The sequence below is a fragment of the Microbispora hainanensis genome, assembly GCF_006874475.1.
Taxonomy (GTDB): domain Bacteria; phylum Actinomycetota; class Actinomycetes; order Streptosporangiales; family Streptosporangiaceae; genus Microbispora; species Microbispora hainanensis.
Window position 1 is genome coordinate 52,594 of the sequence record NZ_VIRM01000029.1, and the last position, 17,941, is coordinate 70,534.

Consider the following 17,941-nt stretch of genomic DNA (forward strand, 5'->3'; position numbering starts at 1 on the left):
GATCGATGACCATCTCCATCTCCCACGAGACCGTCCTCACGACGGAGCAGCGCGCCAGGTTCGCCGCGGACCCCGACCTCGGCGGCGGCAACCTGCTGACGAAGGCCATCGAGGCCAACCCCCACCCGGAGCTGCCGTTCATCCACCTGGGCAGGCCGCTGACCAACACCAAGGGCGAGCAGCAGACCGAGTGGAGCCTGCTGGAGCTGGACGAGCTGGCCCAGAGCTGGTCGGTGTGGTATCTGCGCCAGGGCGTGCGGCCCCGCGACCGCGTGGCCATCTACCTGGAGGACTCCTTCGCCTACTCCCTGCACTTCTACGCGCTGGCCCAGATCGGCGCGGTCGCGGTGCTGGTCAACAGCAAGGCCTCGCGCTACATCGCCACCGAGCTGTGCCGCCAGACCAACCCGGTCGGCATGTACACCGACCTCGCCCACCTGGAGATCCTCGGCGAGGAGTTCCACCTGCTGCCCGGCCTGCGGTGGACGCAGGTGGCCGAGGAGCTGCCCGCGCCCCCGGCGGCGAAGCTGCCGCAGGAGGCCCGCTTCCGCCACGTCGGCGAGGACCCGGTCTCGATCCTGCACTCGTCCGGCACCACCGGGCGGCCCAAGCCGGTCATCCAGACCCACCGCTCGTGCGTGGCCGGTCCCCGGTTCCGTCTCGTGGACCACCACGAGCAGCCGGGCGCCGTGATGATGACCGCGCTGCCGCAGTCGCACCTCGGCTGCATCGCCTACACGACGTACGCCGTGCTCGGCGGCACGCCGATCGTGCCCTGGTTCGACACGAGCGGTCCCGAGCTGGCCAAGGCCGTCGAGAAGTACCGCCCGACGACCGTCATGGCCTTCGGCCACGCGTACGCCGAGCTGGCCGCCGCGGACCTGCCGGCCGGGGCGATCGACTCGGTCAACGTCTGGATCTCCATCGGCGACGCGGTCCACGAGAAGCACATCAAGGGCATCCTGGCCAAGCGCGACTCCTCGCTGCCGCCGGCCGCGTTCTTCGACCGTCTCGGCACCACCGAGCTGGGCTGGGGCGTGCTGCTGAAGGTCCGTACGCTCGCCGACGAGCGCAACGACCGCTGCGTGGGCAAGCCGGTCGGCGTCGCCGAGGTCGCCGTGCTGCGCAGGGACGGCACGATCGCCGAGGTCAACGAGGTCGGGCTGCTCGGCGCGAAGGGCCCGGCGATCACCGCCGGATACTGGAGCGACTCCGACACGACCTACCGCAGCAAGCTGTCGGGCTACTGGCTGACCGGCGACATGGCCTACCGCGACGAGGCGGGCAACTACTTCCAGGTCGACCGGGCGGTGGACGCGATCGAGACCCCGACCGGCACCGGCTACTCGGTCTTCATGGAGGAGCTGCTGCTCAACGAGCTGCCCGAGGTCCTCGACTGCGCCGTGGTGGCGGGCATCCACCGCGGCCGCACGGTCCCGGTGGCGGTCGTGACGTCCAGCGCCGAGAGGCCGGACGCGCAGAGGCTGCTCAACGAGGCGAACGAGAAGCTGAAGGCCGCCGGTCACCCCGAGCTGACCATGCTGGAGGTCGCGCGGAACGAGGAGGACTTCCCGGTCGGCGTCACCGGCAAGGTCCTCAAGCGCCGGCTGCGGGAGAAGTACAGCTCGCTGTCCACCTATATCCGTGAGAACGGCGGCAAGACGCTCGGCACGATCCTCAACGACGTCTTCGTCTGATCCCGCCCGCCGCCCCCGATTCCCGCCGTCCCCACGCGGATCAACGGCGATCCGCACCCGATCCGCGCCGCCGGGCCGGACATCCCCCCCAGGACCGGCCCGGCGGCGCACAGGGCGGACACCACCCCGTCGCGATCCCCCGCACAGACCCGACACCCGCACAGACCCGACACCCGCACAGATCCGATACCACGAAGACCCGACCACATGGATGTGGAGGACTCCCATGACCGACGCCGAGCTGTTGCTGGTGTTCGACTCGACGATCGATCCGTCCGGCATCGCCGGATGGGCCCAGCACTTCGACTCCACCGGCACCACGGCCACGACGTACCGGCTGGGCGGGGCGCACGTGATGGTCGCCCAGGGGCCCGGCGCCCTGCTGCCCCTCCCGGCCGACCTGCCCGGGCCCCGGCAGACGGCGCGGGCGAGCGGCGGCTTCCGGCTCGGCCGGCGTGAGCTGTTCCCCTCGGGCACGGCCGTGACCATCGGCTCCGCGGTGATCGGGGACGGGGACATCGCCGTCTTCGCCGGACCCTGCGCCGTCGAGAACCCCGGGCAGATGATGTCCACGGCCGGGGCCGTCGCCCGGCACGGCGCGGTCGGCCTGCGCGGCGGCGCGTTCAAGCCGCGCACCACGCCCTACTCCTTCCAGGGCCTCAAGTGGGCGGGCCTCGACCTGCTGGTGCGGGCCAGGGAGGAGACCGGCCTGCCGATCCTCACCGAGGTGGTCGACCCCCGGCACGTCGATCGGATGGCCGAGGTGGTCGACGGCTTCCAGATCGGCACCCGCAACATGCAGAACTTCGAGCTGCTGACCGAGGTGGGCCGCAGCGGCATGCCGGCCGTGCTCAAGCGCGGCTTCGGCTGCACGGTCGACGAGCTGCTCACCGCCGCCGAGTATCTCCTGGCGGAGGGCAACAACCAGGTCGTGCTGTGCGAGCGGGGGATCAGGACGTTCGAGGGGGCCACCCGCTTCACGCTCGACCTGTCGGCGGTGGCGCTGCTCAAGCGGCGCACCCACCTGCCGGTGATGGTCGACCCCAGCCACTCCCTCGGCATCCCCGAGCTCATCGAGCCGCTCACGCTGGCCGCCGTCGCGGCGGGCGCGGACGCCCTGCTGATCGACGTGCACGTCCAGCCCGACCAGGCGCTGTGCGACGGCAAGCAGGCGCTGCTCCCCGAGGACTTCGCCCGGCTGATGAGCCGCCTGGAGATGCTCGCGCTCGGCGTCGGCCGCCGGCTGGCCCCGGCCCCGGCCGCCGACTACTCCGAGATCCACGACGCCCTCACCTCCGACGTCGTCTAGCCGCGTACGAGTGCCGGTCGAGGAGGTGGAGCGATGCGCGCGGCGACGAGCACGCCCCCGGCGGACGCCGGTGTCGGCGCCGGTGGCACCGCAGTCGACACACACTGCCCCTATTGTGCGTTGCAGTGCGGGATGACCCTCAGCCCGGCGGGCCGCGCCTCGGTGCGGGTGCGGCCCCGCGACCCGTCCGCGGGCGGACTCTGCCAGAAGGGCTGGACCTCCGCGGCCCTGCTCGGCTCGCCGGCCCGGCTCACCACGCCGCTCGTCCGGGACGGCGGGACCCTGCGCCCGGCGAGCTGGGACGAGGCGCTCGGCCTCGTCGCGAGCAGGATCAAGAAGATCTTCGCGGAGCGCGGGCCCGACGCCGTCGCGGTCTTCGGCGGCGGCGGACTCACCAACGAGAAGGCGTATCTGCTCGGCAAGTTCGCCCGGGTGGCGCTCGGCACCTCGCAGGTCGACTACAACGGCAGGTTCTGCATGTCGTCGGCGGCGGCCGCGGCGCACCGCGCCTTCGGCCTCGACCGGGGGCTGCCGTTCCCCCTGGCCGACCTGGAGGGCGCGGACGCCGTGCTGCTCGCCGGGGCCAACCCGGCCGAGACGATGCCGCCGTTCCTGTCCCGCCTGCGCCGCGCCACGGACGCCGGGGGGCTGATCGTGGTCGATCCCCGGCGCACCCCGACGGCCGAGCGTGCGGCACTGCACCTCGCGCCGGCCCCGGGCACCGACCTCGCGCTGGCCCTCGGCATCCTGCACGCCGTCGTGGCCGGCGGCCGCCTCGACCACGCGTACGTCGCCGGCCGGACGACGGGCTTCGAGGAGACCTGGCGGGTGGCCGCCGCCTGGTGGCCCGAGCGGGCCGAGCGGGTGACCGGCGTCGCCGCCGCCGACCAGCGCAGGGCCGCCGCGATCCTGTCCGAGGCCGCGAGCGCCTACGTGCTGACCGCCCGGGGGGTGGAACAGCACGCCACGGGCGTGGACACGGCCGGGGCCTGGATCAACCTGGCGCTCGCGCTGGGCCTGCCCGGCCGCCGCGGCTCGGGCTGGGGCTGCCTGACCGGCCAGGGCAACGGCCAGGGCGGGCGCGAGCACGGGCAGAAGGCCGACCAGCTTCCCGGCTACCGGAAGATCGACGACCCGGCGGCCCGTGCGCACGTGGCGCGGGTGTGGGGGATCGAGCCGTCCGCGCTGCCCGGCCCGGGGCGCTCGGCGTTCGAGCTCCTCGACGCGCTCGGCACCGACGACGGCCCGTCCGCGCTGCTGGTGTTCGGCAGCAACCCGGTCGTGTCGGCGCCGCACTCGGCCCGGGTGGCCGACCGGCTGGCCGCGCTCGACCTGCTCGTGGTCTCCGACATCGTGCTGTCGGAGACGGCCCGGACGGCCGACGTGGTCCTGCCCATCACCCAATGGGCCGAGGAGGACGGCACGCTGACCAACCTCGAAGGACGCGTGCTGCTGCGCCGCCGCGCGCTGGCCCCGCCGCCCGGGGTGCGCACCGACCTGGAGGTCCTGCACGACCTGGCCGTACGGCTCGGGCAGCCGCCCGAGCGCTTCCCCGCCGACCCCGAGACGGTCTTCACCGAGCTGCGGGCGGCGTCGGAGGGCGGACCCGCCGACTATTCGGGCGTGACCTGGGACCGGCTGCGCGCCGGAGAGCGGCTTCACTGGCCCGTCCCCCGGCAGCCCGAGCACGATAAGCCGGAGCACGGGAAGCCGGAGCACGGGAAGCCGGAGCACGGGAAGCCGGAGCACGACAAGCCGGAGCATCCGGGGACGCCGCGGCTGTTCCTGGACCGGTTCGCCCACCCCGACGGGCGGGCCAGGTTCGCAGCGGTGGACCACAAGGGGCCGGCCGAGCCGCCGGACGAGGAGTTCCCGCTGTACGCGATCACCGGCCGGGTGCTCCAGCACTACCAGTCGGGCGCGCAGACCCGGCGCGTGGAGGAACTGCGCACGGCCGTGCCCGAGGCGTACGCCGAGGTGCACCCGGACACCGCGCGGCGGGCCGGGCTGAGCGACGGCGCGGCGGCGGCGGTCGTCGGCAGGCGCGGGCAAGTCGTCGTCCCGGTGCGCTGCGTGCCGACAATGCGGCCCGACGTGGTCTTCCTGCCGTTCCACTTCCCGGGCGCCCAGCGCGCCAACCTCGTGACGAATCCGGCGCTCGATCCCGTCAGCCGGATGCCCGAATTCAAGGTCTGCGCCGTACGGCTGACGCCGGCGGGCGAACGGGAGGCGCGGTGACTACCAGGGTGGTGATCGCCGGCTACGGCATGGCCGGCGCCCGGCTGGCGGAGGAGATCCGCCGCCGTGATCCGGCGGGAGAGCGCGTCGCGATCGTCGCGATCGGCGACGAGCCGCACCTGCCGTACAACCGGGTCCTGCTGTCGAACGTGCTGGCGGGCGCGATGTCCGCCGCGTCGGTGCGGCTGCAGGAGGAGGGCTGGGCCGCCGCGCACGGCGTCGAGGTGCACCGGGGCCGCGAGGTCGTCTCGCTCGACCGCGCCGGGCGCGGCGTCACGCTGGACGACGGCACGCGGGTCGGCTACGACGTGCTCGTGCTGGCGACCGGCGCGCGTGCGTGGGTGCCGCCCGTGGAAGGGCTGACCGGCGACGACGGCGGGCTCGCCCCCGGCGTGGCGACGTTCCGCACGCTGGACGACTGCGCCGCGATCACGGCCGGAACGCGCGGCGGCGTGCGGGTGGCCGTGCTCGGCGGCGGCCTGCTCGGCCTGGAGGCGGCGCGGGGCCTGGCGGAGCGCGGCAACGCGGTCACCGTCGTCCATCCGCGCCGCCACCTGATGGAGCGCCAGCTCGACGACGGCGCGGGCGAGGTGCTCGCCCAGGTCCTGCGCGGCCTCGGCGTGCGGGTGCTGGTGAACTCGCGCGCGGCCCGCTACCTGCCCGGCGACGGGCTGAAGCTGGACGACGGCCGGCTGGTCGAGGCCGACCTCGTCGTCGTGGCGGCGGGGGTGCGTCCGCAGACGGCGCAGGCGTCGGCCGCCGGGCTCGCCGTCGACGGCGGCGTGCTGGTGGACGACGACCTGCGCACGAACGACCCGCTGATCCACGCCATCGGCGACTGCGCCCGGCATCCCGGCACGGTCACCGGCCTGGTGCAGCCCGCCTGGGAGCAGGCCGCCGCGCTGGCCGCGCTGCTCACCGGCACCCGCTCGCCCTACCGCGGCACGAAGGTGGTGACCCGGCTCAAGGCGAACGGGGTGGACCTGGCCGCGCTCGGCGACGTGCACGCCGGGCCGGACGACCCGCGCGCCGAGGTGCTGTGGCTCAGCGAGCCGGCCCGGGGCCGCTACGCGAAGCTCGTCGTCCGCGACGAGCGGGTCGCGGGAGCCATCGCGCTCGGCGTGCCCGACGCCGCCGCCACGATCACCCAGTTCTACGACCGCGGCCTGCCCGTGCCGCCCGACCGGCTCGCGCTGCTGCTCGGCCGGGCCATGCCGTACGGCGAGGGCGGGGCGCCCGGCGGCGGCGACGCGGCGGCGCTGCCGGAGACGAGCGTGGTGTGCCGCTGCAACGCGGTCAGCAAGAACACGCTGGTCGCCGCGTGGCGGTCCGGAGCCCGCGACCTGACCGCCCTCGCCTCGGCCACCCGGGCGACCACCGGCTGCGGCACCTGCACCGACACCGTGTGCGGCATCGCCCGCTGGCTGGCCCGGGCCGACAAGGAGGAAGCCGCGGGGGTGGCGCATGCCCGATGAGATCCCGGCGACGACGCTGACGAGGAGACCCGCATGAGCGAGACCACGGCGGCCGCCCGGCGCGGCCGCGGCTGGATCGAACACTGGAACCCGGAGGACGAGGAGTTCTGGGAGACCACCGGCCGCAGGGTGGCACGGCGCAACCTGATCTTCTCGGTCTTCACCGAGCACCTGGGTTTCGCGATCTGGGTGCTGTGGTCGGTGGTGGTGCTGAGCCTGCCCGCCGCCGGGCTGCCGATGAGCGTGTCGGAGTCGTTCTGGCTCGTCTCCGCGCCCAACCTGGTCGGCGCGGCGATCCGGATCCCGTACACGTTCGCGGTGCCGCGCTTCGGCGGCCGGTTGTGGACGGTGATGTCGGCGGCGCTGCTGCTGGTGCCGTCATCGCTGCTGGCGTTCGTCGTGCCGAGCGGGTGGCTGGCCGCGCAGGACCACGACACGACGTTCTGGATCCTGCTCGCCTGCGCCGCCGTGGCGGGCGTCGGCGGCGGCAACTTCTCCTCCTCGATGGCGAACATCTCGTTCTTCTATCCGGAGCGGCGCAAGGGCTTCGCGCTCGGCCTCAACGCGGCCGGCGGCAACCTCGGCGTCGCCGTCGTCCAGCTCCTGGTGCCGCTGGTGGTCGTCGCCGGCGTGCCCGTGGCGGCGTCGGGCACACAGGTCCACCTCGCGTACGCCGGGCTCATCTGGATGCCGTTCATCGTGATCGCCGCGCTCGGCGCCTGGCTGTTCATGGACAGCCTGGCCGAGGCCAAGGCCGACCCCCGGTCGTACGCCTCGGCGCTGCGGCACGGGCAGACCTGGGTCGTGTCGCTGCTCTACATCGGCACGTTCGGCTCGTTCATCGGGTTCTCCTTCGCGCTGCCGCTGGTGATCAGGACGACGTTCCCGGAGTTCCTGGCCCAGCATCCGTTCATCCGCGACTACCTCGCCGGGCTGGGCTTCGTCGGGGCGCTGGTCGGCTCCGTCGCCCGTCCGCTCGGGGGCCGGCTGTCCGACCGGTGCGGCGGGGCCCGGGTCACGCTGGCCGTCTTCGCCGGGATGGTGGCGGCGACGGTCGCGGCGGCGGGCGGGGTGATCCGTCACGACTTCGGCCTGTTCTTCTGCTCCTACCTGGTCGTCTTCGCCTGCTCCGGGGTGGGCAACGGCTCGACGTACCGGATGATCCCGGTGATCTTCGGCGAGCTGGGGCGCAGGGAGGCGGCCATGCGCGGTCTCGACCCGGCGCTGACCGCGCCGGACTACAAGCGCAAGGCGGCGGCCGTGATCGGCATCGCCGGGGCGATCGGCGCGTTCGGCGGGTTCCTGATCCAGCAGGTGTTCCGCCTGGCGAGCACCGAGGCGGCGAGCGCGATGAAAGGCGTGACCGGCGCCGCGGCGGCCCGCGTCGCCCAGGAGCACGCGGGCTGGTCGCTGCCCGCCCTGTGGATCTTCGTCGGTTCCTACGTGCTGCTCGCCGGGCTCACGTGGTGGACCTACCTGCGGCGCGGGCCGAGCCGCGCGCCGAGCTTCGCCTACGCCCGGGTGTGAATTTTCGTAGCACCCCGGCGTAACCAAAGTTGTAGGCCGTCTGCCTCTTACGTCATCCGGCCTGGTCATTAGGGTGCGCGGCCGTTGTGGCGGCCATACGCGCGTGCCAGCGTGCTGGTCAGAGGGCCCGCGAAACGGTTCACCCGGGAGGGATTTCGATGGCACGTCGCATTCAAGTCGGCAAGCCGGCCAGGAAGCCCCAGTCGAACGCGCCCGACCTGCGCACCCCGTCGGGCCGCCGGCTGCCCTACTGACCTATCCGCTGAACACCCGCGTCCAGGAGAAAGAAGGGAGGGACCCGGTGAGCGACCTCGTCATGGTCATGCCCTACCGGGCGTTCGTCATCAAGGCCCGTGAGGAGGGGCACCGGATCTGCGCGGTCTGGGATCCCACCCTGCAGACGCCGGACTATCTGGCCGGCATCGCCGACCTGGCCGACGCCTTCGTGCTGACGGACTTCTCCGACCCCGTCGCGTTCGACCGGACCGTACGGCAGGCGGTGCGCGACTTCGACCCCGATTTCGTCTACCACATCGGCGCCGAGGAGAGCATGCTCGCGACCTACCGCATCGCGGAGGAACTCGGCAAGGCGGTCAACCCCGCGCGCTCGATCGAGCTGCTCAACGACAAGCTGCGGCTCCGGCGGCTGCTCGCCGAGCACGACCTGTCGCCGGTGCGCTTCGCCCACGCGGCGCGCTGGCAGGACGTGCCCGCCCTGCTCGACGGCTTCGAGCTGCCCATGGTGGTCAAGCCGACGGAGCTGGCCGGCAGCCGGGGCGTCTACCTGCTGCGCGAGCCCGGCCAGGTCGCCGAATGGGGCGCGCTGCTCGACTCGTACGGCTACGCCGGGCCGGTGCTGGTGGAGGAGTATCTGCGCGGTCCCGAATACAGCGTGGAGTCGCTCAGCGACCACGGCCGCCACCAGGTGGTGGGCGTCACCCGCAAGGTGCTCGGCCCGCCGCCGCTGTTCGTGGAGGCCGGGCACGTGCACCCCGCGCCGGCCGGGCCGGACACCGAGGCGATGGCCGAGCTGACGATCGAGATGCTGCGGCTGACCGGCTACCAGACCGGCCCGGCCCACACCGAGATCATCTGGACCGCGGCCGGTCCCCGGATCGTCGAGTCGCAGGCGCGGCTCGGCGGCGACCAGATCCCGCGCCTGGTGCAGCTCGCCACCGGGCTCGACATCGAGCGGGCCGTGTTCCGGATCCTCGACGGAAGGGCGCCGGGCACGGTGGAGCGCCGTGCGGTCGCCCACATCTCCTACTTCAGCCTGACCCCCGGCGAGGTCCGCGCCGTCTCCGGGGTGGAGGAGGCCAGGGCGCTCGACTACGTCGACATGCTGGAGTTCCCGTTCCGGCCGGGTGACCGGATCCCGGAGACGGTGGACTGGCGCACCCGGCACGGCTTCGTCGTCGTGACCGGGGAGACCGAGGAGCAGGCCGTCGCGCGGGCGCGGCACGTCCACTCGCTCGTCCGGGCCGAGGCGGGCGAGCCGGTCGGGGCCGTCGCGGCCGGAGCGGGCGTGACGTCGTGAATCTGGCCGCACTCCACCCGGCAGTGCTTCATCCCAACCTGCGCATCCGCATCGCGGTCGGCTTCCTGCAGCGCCTGCTCGACTCGATGGTCATGTCGTTCATGGCCATCTATCTCGCCTTCGAGTACGGCGTGGCGGTCGCGGGCGTGCTGGTCGTGACCGTCATGGTGCTCGGCGTCGTGGGCACGCTGGCGGGCGGGCACATGTCCGACTCCCGCGGGCGGCGGCGCACGCTGCTGCTCGGCGAGACCGGCGTCTGCCTGACGTTCGCGCTCATGGCCGTCGCCGACTCGCCCTCCTGGCACAGCCCGGCGATCGTCTACTGCGGCTACCTCGTCAACAAGTTCGCCGCGAGCTTCGCGATGCCGGCGAACGACGCGATGATCCTCGACGTCACGACCCCCGAGAGCCGCAAGCTCGTCTACACGATCAACTACTGGTCGATCAACCTCGCGCTGGCCGTCGGCGCGCTGCTCGGCGGCTTCCTCTACAACGGGCACTTCACGCTGCTGCTGGCCCTGGCCGCCACGGGCACGGTCGCGATCGCCGCGGCCACGTACTTCTTCATCGCGGAGACCAAGCCGGAGGACACCGAGCCGGAGGACAACGAGCCGGAGGACAACGAGCCGACCGAGCCGGGGGAGAGCGAGCCGCGCGGGTCGATCCTGCGGGACTTCGCCAACGGCTACCGGCTGGTGCTCCAGGATCGCGCCTTCGGCCGGCTGCTGATCGCCGCCACGCTGTTCATGTCCATCGAGCTGCAACTGATCAACTACATCGGCGTACGGCTGGCCAGCGACCTGCCGGCGCAGAACCTGCTGTCGATCGGCTCGTGGTCGATCCGCGTGGACGGCGTGGAGATGCTCGGCATCCTCCGCGCGGAGAACACCGTGCTGGTCGTGGCGCTCGCGCTCGTCGCCCACGTCGTGCTGCGCCGGGTGCCCGACCGGGTCCGGATGTACGCCGGGGCGGGGCTGTTCACCGCCGGATACATGGTGCTGGCCGTCAGCGACACCGGGTGGGTGCTGCTCGTGGCCGCGCTGGTGCTCACCGTGGGCGAGCTGATGGACGTGCCGGTGCGGCAGGCGCTGCTCGCCGACATGGTGCCGGCCGCGTCCCGCACCCGCTACATGGCGGTCTACAACCTCAACATCCGGGTGGCCCTGGTGGTCGCGTCGCTGTGCATCACGGTCGGCTCGGTGCTTCCCCCGTGGGGCATGGCCGCGCTGTACGGCGTCTTCGGCCTGGTGATCATCTGGCAGTACCACGCGATCCTCACCCCCTCCGCCGCCCGTGCCGAACAACTCGCGCGGGCGTGACCAGGGAGACGCCATGAATGTGACCGTGCAAGAGGCCGTGCAGGAGACCCGGCAGGAGACCCGGCGGGAGACCGGCGTGGTGCTGCGGGGCGCGGAGCTGGAGTATCGGCGGCACGGCGACTGCTGGGTGAGCCCGGTGGCCGGCCCGCACATCGGCGCGTGGCACTCCACGGTCGAGGCGGTCCGCATCCCCGCGGGCCGCCAATGGTCGCCGCCCGGCGCGGCGGCGGCCGAGCAGGTCGCGGTCGTGCTGGCCGGCGCGGGCGTCGGCACCGTGGGCTACGAGATCACCAGGATGCGCGCCGCCTCGGCGCTGTACTCGCCCGTGGGCAGCCCCTACTCCCTGTCGGCCGGCGACCGGGAGATGACCGTCTACGTCTGGAGCGCCGTGCCGTCCTCGGACGGCACGGCCCGCCTGGGCAGGCCGGGCCCGGGCCAGGCCCGGTTCCGCTCGCTGTGGAACGGCGAGACCTGGCTGACCCCGCCCGTGGCGAGCGTCCTGTTCCGGCCGGCAGCCGGTCGCGCGGGGCTCTGCCTGCGTTGCGGGATCATGCTGCCGGGCGAGACGCTCGGGGTCCGGCAGCACGAGGAGAGCGAGACCGTGTACTTCGTCTTCGAGGGTGAGGGGCAGTTCTACCTGCACGATCGGTGGGTGGAGCTGGGGCCGGGCGACGGCGTCTTCGCGCCGCCGGGCGTCCGGCACGGCGCCCGCAACCCCCACACGGGTCACCTCGCCAGCCGCTTCGTCGTGTTCGGCGGCTCCGTGGCCGAATTGCCGTCATATCTGGGCGATAATGTGCCGGATTTGTAGCGCGAACGGTCGCAGCGATAGGGAAAACTAGGGGTGGAAAATCCGCCTTGCGCAATCTGAGTGGTATCGGGTGCATCATCGAGTTTCTCGAATCTCCATTACTTTCAGCGGTGTCCAGGTGAATGACCAAGCGATATCGAAACCCTTCGAACGGTCACGGCGACCCGGCTCGCGGGCGGCGTCATGCGGCGCGTGAACCTCGGCGGGCAGGGCCTCGTCTCCACGAGCCTCGGGCTCGGCTGCACGGCGCTGACCGGCGCGTACGGCCCGGTCGACCACGATGAGGCGATGCGGGTCGTCATGCGCGCGCTCGACGGCGGCGTGTCGCTGATCGACCTGATCGACGCCGACGGCGAGGCCGAGCGCCTGGTGGGCAAGGCCGTCGCCCACCGGCGCGACGAGGCCCTGATCGCGGCCGCGCCCCGTGGCGCCGGATGGGACCGCGCGGTCGGATGGGCCGGTGCCGGCCGATGGGAGGAGCGAGACCGCGTGTCCCGCCCTGAGGACCTCGGCCGCGCCTGCGACGCGACCCTGGCCCGCCTGGGGATGGAGCAGATCGACCTGTTCGTGGTGGACCCCGGCGCCACCAGTGCGCCGATCGAGGAGACGATGGGCGTGGCCGGCCGGCTCCAGGACGACGGGAAGATCGCGCACATCGGCGTTCGCGGCCTCGACGGAAACCGGTTGCGGCGCGCGCACGCGGCGCGGCCCGTCGCCGCCGTCGCGGTGGAGTACTCCCTCTGGCAGCGCAGGGCGGAGCTGGAGGTGCTGCCGGTGGCGCGCGAGCTGGGGATGGGCGTCGTCGCCGGCCGGCCGCTCGGCCGGGGGTTCCTGACCGGCCGGATCACCTCGCCGGTGCAGCTCGGCCCGGGGGACGTACGCCGCCTGGACCCGCGTTTCTCGCCGGAGAACCTGGAGACGGAGCTGCTGCGGCTGCGCGACGCCCAGGGGGTGGCGGCCGACATGGACATCGGCATCGGGCGGCTGGCCATCGCCTGGCTGCTGGCGCGCGGCGACGACATCGTGCCGGTGCCGAGCACGCGCGACCTGGTCCACCTGGAGATGAACCTCACCGCGGCCGGCATCCTGCTGCCCGAGCCGGTCAAGGCCCGCCTCGCCGGGACGTACCCGCTGCGGGAGGAGTGAGCACACCCCGTACAGGTCAGCCGCGGCGGGGGCCGCGGCTCAGGGGAACGAGCAGTCAGGGGAACGAGCGCTGTCCCCGCAGGCCGGGGGTGTTCGGGCGGGGGCGGGGCGCGGGCTGGTCGCGGCGCGGCGAGATGAGCGAGGCGGCCAGCGCCTTGTTGACCGCGTCGATCCGGGAGACCGCGCCGAGCTTGGTGAAGATGTTGTGCAGGTGCCGCTTGATCGTCGCCTCGGTGAGCGTGAGCCGGGTGGCGATCTGGTAGTTGCTCAGCGCCTGGGCGGCGAGTTCGAGGATCTCCCGCTCCCTGTCGGTCAGCACCACCTGCGACCCGCCCCCCTGCACCTGGGCGAAGGAGTCGCGCGAGACGGCGAGCACGAGCCGGTCGGGCTCGTCCCTGACGCTCCTGACGGCCGAGATCAGCTCCTGGCGGTGCACGCTCTTGAGCAGGTAGCCGCGGATGCCCGCCGCGAGCAGCCGGCTCAGCAGCTGCGGCCCGTCGTACATGCTGAGGATGATGATCTGCGACTCGGGCGAGATCGCGCGCATGCGGGTCACGGTCTGCGTGGCGTCGTCGCCGGGGATCTCGACGTCGAGGAGGACCACGTCGGGGTGCTCCCGCTCGACCAGGGCCACCGCTCCCTCGGAGTCGCCCGCTTCGCCGACGACCTCGAAGTCCTCCTGGGTCTCCAGGATCTCGCGTAGGCCCTCCCTGAAGAGCGCGTGGTCGTCGATGATGGCGATACTAATCATTTTGTCCGATTCGCTCATGCGCTAAGCCCCGAGAAGGGCACGTACAGTTCGACGTGCGTGCCGTGGCCCGGCCTGCTGGTGATGGTGGTCGTCCCTCCGATGATCGCGGCCCGTTCCTGCATCGACATGAGGCCCACTCCGTCCGACCTGCGGCCTCCTTCGGCGAAGCCCAGGCCGTCGTCCTCCACCGACGCCCGCAGTTCGTGGGGGGCGAAGGCGACCCGGATGAGCACCTTGGTGGGGTTGCCGTGGTTGAGCGCGTTCCTCGTCGCCTCACGCAGGATGAGGAAGGACTCGTCACGCACCGTGGGGGAGGCCCATGTCTCGTCCCCGCTGACCCGCAGCCGGATGTCGACCTCGTCCATGTCCACGGTTTCGAGGTAGTACAGCAGGGCCTTCTCCAGGCTGTTGAGCGGCTCCTGCGGGTGCAGTTCGCTGGTGACCGCACGCAGGTTCTGCATGGTCTCCAGGATGGCCTGCTGGGCGATCTCCACTTTGGCGGTCGCCGTCGCGGGCTTGGTCGCCCGGTGCAGATCGTACAGCTCCAGTTGCCGGTGGGCGACGCTGAGGCCGTGCCCGAGCCGGTCGTGCAGTTCCCTCGCGATCCGGCGGCGCTCCTCGACCTGGGCCTCGTGGACCTTGTCGAGCAGGAAGCTGGAGTAGCTGGCCGAGGCCTCCCTGATCCGTGTCGTGATGCTGCGTTCCAGTCCGAGGACGACCAGCGTGAGCAGCCGCATCGACTCGCCGTCGCCGGGCATGCGCTCCATCAGGCAGGTCACGACCGCCTGGAACCACACCGACGCCGCGCGGAGCGACTCGTCCGGGTGGACCCCGCTCGCCGCCCTGGTCGCCCCCACCTCCCACGCGATCATCTTGTGGGAGTCGCCCACCTTGATGGTGCCGGCCCGCAGCGTCTCCGCCACGTCGTCGAGGATCTGCTCCGCGTTCGCCATCGCCTGCCGCAGCGCGATCGGGTCGCGGCTGATCGGGCTGTCCAGGGCCGCGAGGTTCCGTGCGTACGCTTCCAGAATCTCGGAGCGATGCACTTCAAGGAATGCCTCGAAGTCCGGGACCGCCGGTCCGAGTTCTCCGTCTCCCGCCAATGGACCCTCCGAGAGGAAGCGGACGAGTGCCTCCATCCTGGACTAAGCCGCACGCCCAGACAATAAGAATTGTGACACCAGTGGGAGAAGGACGGCCAAATGCACAGCGTATTGCGTTGTCATGAACGCCCGGTAGGGCAGTCGGCGGCGCACCCGGGACCCCTGGGAAAGCGGGGTAAGGGTCACCACGACGAGCAGCGAGGCGCCGGTGAGCATCGCGATCGGCGCCATCCCGAGCGGCACTCGCATTAGCACCGCGACGCCGCAGAAAGCGAGCGCGACGGACGCGGCGACCGCCGACAGCAGCAGCCTGACCGGCCATTCTCCGCGGCTCACCGCGAACGTCGTGCGCCCGGCGGAGCGGTCGCCCGCGATGTCGGGCAGGTCCTTCGCCGGCGAGCCGACCAGACCCATCCACAGCGAGGCCGCGACGGCGAACGCGGGCAGCGCCATCGCCTCCCGCCCGGAAGGGCCGGTCCCGCACGAGGTGTAGCCCGCGCAGTAGGACAGCAGGCCGGACACCCCGCCGATCACCACGGTGGCGCTGGACCACTTCTTCAACTGGAAGGGCGGCGCCGAGTAGAGGTAGCCGAGCACGAGCACCGCCGTGACCAGCCAGATCATCGGGCCGCCGAGCAGCAGCGCGCCGAGCAGGGCGGCCGCGGCGGCGGCCCAGGCGATGACCCGGGCCTGGGCGGGGTCGAGGTCGCCGCGGGCGATCGGGCGGTGCGAGCCGTTGACGCGGTCCTCCCGCACGTCCATCACGCCGTTGAACAGGTAGACGAAGAAGATCGCGCACTGCCACACCAGGGCCCCCGCCACGAGGCGGAACGGGTCGGCGGGGGCGAGCCCGGCGTCCAGGGCCGCGCCGGCGGCGAACCGCAGGAAGAAGATGGCCAGAACGGACGGGCGCGCCTCGGTCAGGCACATTCCGAGGATTCGGAAAGGCGAAATGGAAATGGCCGGGAACGCCGCTCTGCTGATCGACATGAACCGGAGTATGTGTCCGATTCAGGGGGGCGTTAAGGGGGCCGCCCGGGAGGTTGTACCGGGACTACAACTTTCGATACCCCTACCGATCGTACGGGTGATACGGGGCGCACTCTAGTTGCTTCTCTCTTGCCCCTTGACCAGGGCGCTTGTAGCTTCGGCAACGTACCGGTCAGCGAATCACCGGCCATTTGGACGGGCTTCCGGAAGGAAGTGGGCGCGATTCGCGGACAGCTTTTCGGAGAAACGGTCGGTCGCGAATTCGGTGGCATGGTCGCCGGATGAGAAAGGAATTCCTCATGAGCAGCTCTCCTTCCCGTTACTCGGCCTTCACCCCCGTCCGCCTGGCGGACCGGCGCTGGCCGGACCGGACGATCGAGGCCGCCCCGCGATGGCTGTCCACCGACCTGCGCGACGGCAACCAGTCGCTCGTCAACCCGATGAGCCCGGAGCGCAAGCTCGCGATGTTCGACCTGCTCGTACGGATGGGCTACAAGGAGATCGAGGTCGGGTTCCCGGTGGCGAGCCAGGACGACCACGACTTCGTGCGCATGCTGATCGAGCAGGACCGGATCCCCGACGACGTGCGGATCTCGGTCCTGGTGCAGGCGCGGGACGAGCTGATCCGGCGGACCGTGGAGAGCCTGGCCGGCGCGCCCCGGGCCAACATCCACCTCTACAACGCCACGGCCCCGCTCTTCCGCCGGGTGGTCTTCGGCATGACGCGCGACGAGTGCCGGGACCTCGCCGTCGAGGGCACCCGCCTGATGATGAAGTATGCCGAGGCCACCCTGGGCGACTGCGACCTGGGGTTCCAGTATTCGCCGGAGCTGTTCAACGAGACCGAGCCCGAGTTCGCGCTCGAGGTCTGCGAGGCGGTCATGGACGTCTGGCAGCCGGAGGAGGGCCGGGAGATCATCCTCAACTTCCCGACGACGGTGGAGCGGTCGCTCCCGCACGTCTTCGCCGACCAGATCGAGTGGCTCGACCGCAACCTGTCGCGCCGCGAGCACGTCTGCCTGTCGATCCACCCGCACAACGACCGGGGCACCGGCGTGGCCGCCTCCGAGCTGGCGCTGCTGGCCGGCGCCCAGCGGATCGAGGGCTGCCTGTTCGGCAACGGCGAGCGGGCCGGCAACGTCTGCCTGGTCACGCTCGGCCTGAACATGTACACGCACGGGGTCGACCCGGGCATCGACTTCTCCGACATCACCGAGATCCGGCGCACCGTCGAGTACTGCAACGAGATGCAGGTCAACCCCCGCCACCCGTACGGCGGCGACCTCGTCTACACGGCCTTCTCCGGCTCCCACCAGGACGCCATCAAGAAGGGCTTCGACGCACTGGCCGTGGAGGCCGCCGAGGCCGGCGTCAGCGTCGACGACCTGCCGTGGCGCATGCCGTACCTGCCGATCGACCCCAAGGACGTCGGCCGCACGTACGAGGCCGTGGTGCGCATCAACAGCCAGTCGGGCAAGGGCGGCGTGGCCTACATCCTGAGCGCCTGGCACGGGCTGAACCCGCCCAAGAGCCTGCAGGCGGAGTTCGCCCGCGTCGTGCAGGCCCACGCGGACGGCTCGGGCGGCGAGATCACCCCGGCCGTCGTCCGCGACCTGTTCGACGAGGAGTACCTGTCGCGGACCGAGATCACCGTGCCGCTCGGGCTCGGCGGCCGGCCGCTGCAGACCACGTTGTACATCGACGGCGCGCGCTTCGACGTCACCGGGCCGCGGGCCGACGCCATCCGCACCCTGGGCGCCCGGCTGGCGGTCTGGAACGTGGACGTGCAGATGGTGCACCGCACCGGCGTGGAGGCCGCGGCCGGCAGCGCGGAGGACCGCGAGGTCGCGGTCTACGCCGAGTGCGTGATCGACGGACGGCAGGTCTGGGGCGTGGGCCTCGACCACGACGTGGTCGCCGCCTCCTTCGCGGCCGTCCGCTCGGCGCTGGCCCGCGCGGGCGAGTCGAACGCGGAAGGCGCGGCGGAGCGGGCCGGCGAGAGCGTTTCCGCTCGAATGACGCTGGTCGGCTGACCGAG

The 17,941-nt window shown here is 72.1% G+C and carries 13 protein-coding genes; 10 read left to right on the plus strand and 3 right to left on the minus strand.

The features are described 5' to 3' along the window. Nucleotides 1–5: 5 nt before the first annotated feature. From FLX08_RS22855 to FLX08_RS22895, 9 genes are all read left to right on the plus strand, one after another. Nucleotides 6–1,697, plus strand: coding sequence for a class I adenylate-forming enzyme family protein (locus FLX08_RS22855; RefSeq protein ID WP_167530538.1), 1,692 nt, complete (start codon nucleotides 6–8; stop codon nucleotides 1,695–1,697). Nucleotides 1,698–1,923: 226 nt separating this feature from the next. After that, nucleotides 1,924–3,006, plus strand: a complete 1,083-nt coding sequence (gene aroF / locus FLX08_RS22860) for a 3-deoxy-7-phosphoheptulonate synthase (RefSeq protein ID WP_142621125.1) — start codon at nucleotides 1,924–1,926, stop codon at nucleotides 3,004–3,006. 33 nt (nucleotides 3,007–3,039) lie between these two features. After that, a complete protein-coding gene (locus FLX08_RS22865; protein ID WP_142621127.1) occupies nucleotides 3,040–5,244 on the plus strand; it encodes a molybdopterin oxidoreductase family protein in 2,205 nt (734 codons plus the stop codon). Further along, nucleotides 5,241–6,719: an FAD-dependent oxidoreductase gene (locus FLX08_RS22870; protein WP_142621129.1), complete on the plus strand. Its 1,479-nt coding sequence runs from the start codon at nucleotides 5,241–5,243 to the stop codon at nucleotides 6,717–6,719. The genes FLX08_RS22865 and FLX08_RS22870 overlap by 4 nt, the downstream gene beginning before the upstream one ends. 33 nt (nucleotides 6,720–6,752) lie before the next feature. Beyond that, nucleotides 6,753–8,246, plus strand: coding sequence for an MFS transporter (locus FLX08_RS22875; RefSeq protein WP_142621131.1), 1,494 nt, complete (start codon nucleotides 6,753–6,755; stop codon nucleotides 8,244–8,246). A gap of 301 nt (nucleotides 8,247–8,547) precedes the next feature. Beyond that, nucleotides 8,548–9,783: an ATP-grasp domain-containing protein gene (locus tag FLX08_RS22880; protein ID WP_142621133.1), complete on the plus strand. Its 1,236-nt coding sequence runs from the start codon at nucleotides 8,548–8,550 to the stop codon at nucleotides 9,781–9,783. Further along, on the plus strand, nucleotides 9,780–11,102 hold the full coding sequence (locus FLX08_RS22885) for an MFS transporter (RefSeq protein WP_208761604.1): 1,323 nt from the start codon (nucleotides 9,780–9,782) through the stop codon (nucleotides 11,100–11,102). The genes FLX08_RS22880 and FLX08_RS22885 overlap by 4 nt, the downstream gene beginning before the upstream one ends. Before the next feature lie 13 nt (nucleotides 11,103–11,115). Beyond that, on the plus strand, nucleotides 11,116–11,913 hold the full coding sequence (locus FLX08_RS41445) for a cupin domain-containing protein (protein ID WP_208761605.1): 798 nt from the start codon (nucleotides 11,116–11,118) through the stop codon (nucleotides 11,911–11,913). 183 nt (nucleotides 11,914–12,096) lie between these two features. Beyond that, the gene (locus tag FLX08_RS22895) at nucleotides 12,097–13,059 is read left to right on the plus strand and encodes an aldo/keto reductase (protein ID WP_142621135.1); all 963 of its coding nucleotides are present in this window, start codon (nucleotides 12,097–12,099) and stop codon (nucleotides 13,057–13,059) included. A 55-nt stretch (nucleotides 13,060–13,114) separates the two neighbouring features. Here FLX08_RS22895 and FLX08_RS22900 read toward each other — a convergent pair whose 3' ends face one another. The 3 genes from FLX08_RS22900 to FLX08_RS22910 form a co-directional block, all read right to left on the minus strand. Then, entirely contained in the window at nucleotides 13,115–13,810 is a 696-nt protein-coding gene (locus FLX08_RS22900) for a response regulator transcription factor (protein WP_244312818.1), read from the minus strand. Nucleotides 13,811–13,824: 14 nt separating this feature from the next. Further along, nucleotides 13,825–14,856, minus strand: coding sequence for a sensor histidine kinase (locus tag FLX08_RS22905; RefSeq protein ID WP_142621139.1), 1,032 nt, complete (start codon nucleotides 14,854–14,856; stop codon nucleotides 13,825–13,827). A 99-nt stretch (nucleotides 14,857–14,955) separates the two neighbouring features. Then, the gene (locus tag FLX08_RS22910; protein WP_167530539.1) at nucleotides 14,956–15,843 is read right to left on the minus strand and encodes a UbiA family prenyltransferase; all 888 of its coding nucleotides are present in this window, start codon (nucleotides 15,841–15,843) and stop codon (nucleotides 14,956–14,958) included. 359 nt (nucleotides 15,844–16,202) lie between these two features. On the opposite strand from FLX08_RS22910, the gene leuA reads away from it, so the two are divergent. Beyond that, nucleotides 16,203–17,936, plus strand: coding sequence for a 2-isopropylmalate synthase (leuA, locus tag FLX08_RS22915; protein ID WP_244312819.1), 1,734 nt, complete (start codon nucleotides 16,203–16,205; stop codon nucleotides 17,934–17,936). The last annotated feature ends 5 nt before the right edge of the window (nucleotides 17,937–17,941 follow it).